Here is a 3561-nt window from a genome sequence, read left to right on the forward strand (position 1 = left end):
TGTATCAGGGGGTGCGGAAACCGGATGTCCGGATCGCCGGCCGCCTCGGCCAACAGGCCCGCGCGCACTGCCTCTTCGAGAGCGACGAGAGCATCGCCGCCGGTGGCCCCCCGCGGGTTTTCGTCGGCCACCGCCCACGCTTCGGCGAGCCCACAGTGGGCACCGAGCACCGCCGCCGAGCAGACCAGTGCCTCGGCCGGCGCGCCGATCGCGGCGAGGCGGGCCAGCACGAGTGCCGTGAACGACTTGGGGACGGGCGGCGCGACATCGGTCCGCTCCAGCGCCTCCAGCAGCCCGGGGCCCTCCTGCTCCAGCAGGGCTCTGACGTGGAGGGGGTTGCCCCCGGTATGCGTGTGCAACCGATCGGCTGCCCGGACCGTCAGCCCGGCCGTCCCCAACTCGCTGCTCAGCCGCCGCAGTTCGGTGGGCGCGAGCCCGTCCAGCCGGATACGCACGACGTCGTCGGCGGTGAAGCACCGCCGCAGTCCACCCGGCAGCCGCGCATCGTCGATGTCCCGCACGACCACCAGCACCAGCACCCGGTCGGCCCCCAGCCGCCGTACGGCGAAGGTGAGTGCCTGGAGAGACGCGTGGTCCGCCCACTGGGCGTCGTCCACCACCACGACGACCGGCTCCTCGGCCACTCCCCCGGACTCCTGGCCTCTCTCCTGCGCCTCGTCCCACGCTTCCAGCAGTTCCGCCCCCGCCGCCGAGGCGTCCGGCCAGTGGGCCCGCGGACCCAGCAACTGCGCCAGCACACCGAAGGCCAGCTCGGACTCGGCCTCCTCTCCCGCGGCCCGCAGCACCCGCCCCGAACCACACAGGAAGTGACGTACGAGGGCGGTCTTGCCGATACCCGCCGGGCCCTCGACGAGAACGCGCGCGGGAACTCCGGATCGTGCCCGTTCCCGGGCGGCTGCCAACAGCGCAAGGCTCTCCGCGCGGCCGACGAACACGCCCGCCGGCCCGGGCCGAACAGTGGGCCCCAGCTGTTCCACCCGGCTCACCCCCTGCGGGCATCGTCCCCAGGAAGGCGCGAGGAGTCCAGGTGTCGAACTCCCGGTCTTGAGGCATCGACGGGGCCCGGAGCGTCAACAGGCCCGACAGACCTGTGCGGTGTCCCTGACGTCACCGAGGTGTGGGCAGCGGTCGCGAAGAGGCGTCCGCCTGTTGGAGTTCGACGAGGATCTGGTTCTGTCCGGTGAGGAGTTCGGTGAGGATGCGGCGCGCGGCACGCAGGAGGTCGGCGACGTCTCCGCCGGCGAGTTCGTAGCGGACGGTCGAGCCCTCCCGCGTGGACACGACGATCCCGGAGCGTCGCAGGACGGCCAGTTGCTGCGACAGGCTGGAGGGCTCGATCTCGATGTCGGCGAGCAGGTCCCGTACGGACACCGGACCGTGCTGGAGGAGTTCCAGGACCCTGATGCGCACGGGGTGGCCGAGCATGCGGAAGAAGTCTGCCTTGACCTGGTAGAGGGGGACCTGCATGGATGCTCGCTCCTTGCCGGGTTGTTCGGATTGCGGCCGCCGGGATGTGGCGGCACCCGAGAGTGCCGCCACATCACAGGCCGCCCTCGGAAGCCGATCCTTCACGCCTCGGTCTCTGCACGACCGCACATTGTGACCATGCAGATATGGCGAGTTGAAGAAGTCTTCACATCAGGGGCAGACGTGATTCCCGCATGTCGGGACGGGCTAGATCTCGATCGCCTCCTCGACTCGTTTGAGTTGGTGGCGGGCCATGGCCAGGTTCGAGCGGGTCTTGTCGAGTACGAGGTACAGGAACAGGCCGTTGCCGTTGCGGCCGGTGACCAGCCGGATCAGGTGGTACTGGCTGTCCAGCGTGATCAGGATGTCCTCGATCTGGCCCTTGAGACCCAGCTGTTCCATGGTGCGCACCTTGGCCCGGATCACATCCGTGTTGCCTGCTGCGGCGACCGTCAGGTCCAGCCCCTTGCTGCCGCCCAGCGTGCCCAGCGCCATGCCGCTGGTGTAGTCGACGACCGCTGCCCCCAACGCCCCCTCGATGCCGGCCATCATCTCCTTCAGCGACACTTCAACACTCGCCACGGTGCCTCCCCTTGTGTTCCGTTGACTGCGGCGGGCCGGTGCTGCCGACCCGCCTCGACGTCCGGACCGTACGCACGCGGCCCTCCCCCGCGGAGAATCTCTTTGAGACTGACTCGGGACGATCGAACAGCGGCCCGACGGGACCTGTTGATGGACCGGAACTGCCCTGCCCGGTACAGAAGTTGACGCATCCGTCCGGCGCGGCACAGCAGCCGTACCCAGGCGCTCTGCCCTTCCTTCCCTCTGCAGACGGGGCGCCGCCCGGGGCTCCGCTGTTCCGGAGACAGGACCGAGGGTGCACGAGCGGTGACGATATACTCGTCCGTCGGGCCGGAATCCCTTCACGCCGTCGTCGGGGCTGTCGGAGGACAGGGAGAAGAAATCGGGCCGGTCGGACACGGGATCAGGGGAGGCATGGGGTGCGGCAGGCGGGCGTGCTCGACGTCGGATGCCACAGTGCGCTGCTGACGATCGTGCGACGACGTCCGGACTCGGTGCTGGAGCCGGTGTTCTCCCGCAAGGTGCGGCTGAGTCTGCACGAGACCCTCGACCGCAAGGGACGGCTGGACCGGGCCGGCGTGGAAAGCGTCGAGCAGGCAGTGGCCGAGGCCGTCGCCTCGAACCCGCGTCCGCGCGGACCGGAGGTGTTCGCGTTCGCCACCTCCGTCATCCGGGACGCCCCCAACCGTGACGCGATCATCGCGAGTGTGGCGCGCACCACGGGCACCCGCCTGCGTGTGCTGACCGGCGAGGAGGAGGCGCGGCTGGCCTACGTGGCCGCCCGCCAGTGGGCGGGCCCGAAGGCCGGCCCGCTGCTCGTCCTGGACATCGGCGGCGGCACCCTGGAGATCGCCTCCGGCACCGGGGACCAGCCCCGCACGGTGCACTCGCTGCCGCTGGGCGCGCGCAGGATCACCCGGGACTGGCTGCCCGGCAACACCGTGCCGTCCCCACGCCGTCTGACCGAGATCCGAAAGCACCTGCGCCGGTCCCTGGAAGCCGTTCCCGGCCTGCCGCTCGCCGAGCCGGGCATGCGGGTGCTGGCCTGCTCCAAAACCTTCGAACAGCTCGCCCGGCTCACCGCGGCGCGGGGCAAGGCGCCGCGCGCCGGGCGGCAGCTGGTCCTGCCTCGCCTGCGTACTTCGGTCGCCCTGCTGGCCGAGGCGAAGCCGTCCCACCGTGGCAAGCTGCCGGGCATCTCGCGCCATCGCGCGGAACAGTCCCTGGCCGGAGCCCTGATCGCGCAGACCCTCATGGAAGTCTGCGGGGTCAAAACCGTCGAGATCTGCCCTTGGTCCACCCGCGAAGGGCTGCTCCTGGAACACCTCGACGTGCCCCATGCCGCAACGGCCCGCTCTCGCCTCGCCGGCTGAACTCCAGCAGCCCCTCCGGCAGACCGGACCTTCGCGGCCCCCTGCAGCGGGGAACCACCTGCCCATGGCCTTCGCGCCGGACAGCCCGCCTCGCACGGGCACCCATGCGACGCACCGC

At 70.7% G+C, this 3561-nt stretch carries 4 protein-coding genes; 1 reads left to right on the forward strand and 3 read right to left on the reverse strand.

The window, feature by feature from the left end:
- From R6V09_RS48745 to R6V09_RS48755, 3 genes are all read right to left on the reverse strand, one after another.
- On the reverse strand, positions 1-998 hold a 998-nt coding region (locus R6V09_RS48745), incomplete at its 3' end, for an AAA family ATPase (protein ID WP_317887872.1).
- 130 nt (positions 999-1128) lie between these two features.
- The gene (locus tag R6V09_RS48750; RefSeq protein ID WP_317887873.1) at positions 1129-1488 is read right to left on the reverse strand and encodes an ArsR/SmtB family transcription factor; all 360 of its coding nucleotides are present in this window, start codon (positions 1486-1488) and stop codon (positions 1129-1131) included.
- 207 nt (positions 1489-1695) lie between these two features.
- Positions 1696-2070, reverse strand: coding sequence for a hypothetical protein (locus R6V09_RS48755; RefSeq protein ID WP_317887874.1), 375 nt, complete (start codon positions 2068-2070; stop codon positions 1696-1698).
- A gap of 419 nt (positions 2071-2489) precedes the next feature.
- On the opposite strand from R6V09_RS48755, the gene R6V09_RS48760 reads away from it, so the two are divergent.
- Positions 2490-3443, forward strand: a complete 954-nt coding sequence (locus R6V09_RS48760; protein ID WP_317887875.1) for a Ppx/GppA phosphatase family protein — start codon at positions 2490-2492, stop codon at positions 3441-3443.
- The last annotated feature ends 118 nt before the right edge of the window (positions 3444-3561 follow it).

Origin of the sequence: Streptomyces sp. W16 (assembly GCF_033194735.1) — a bacterium.
Lineage (GTDB): Bacteria > Actinomycetota > Actinomycetes > Streptomycetales > Streptomycetaceae > Streptomyces.

What these genes read in the sequence shown, in the direction of transcription:
- R6V09_RS48750 (WP_317887873.1), bottom strand. Translation starts at nt 1,488, where the DNA reads ATGCAGGTCCCCCTCTACCAGGTCAAGGCAGACTTCTTCCGCATGCTC.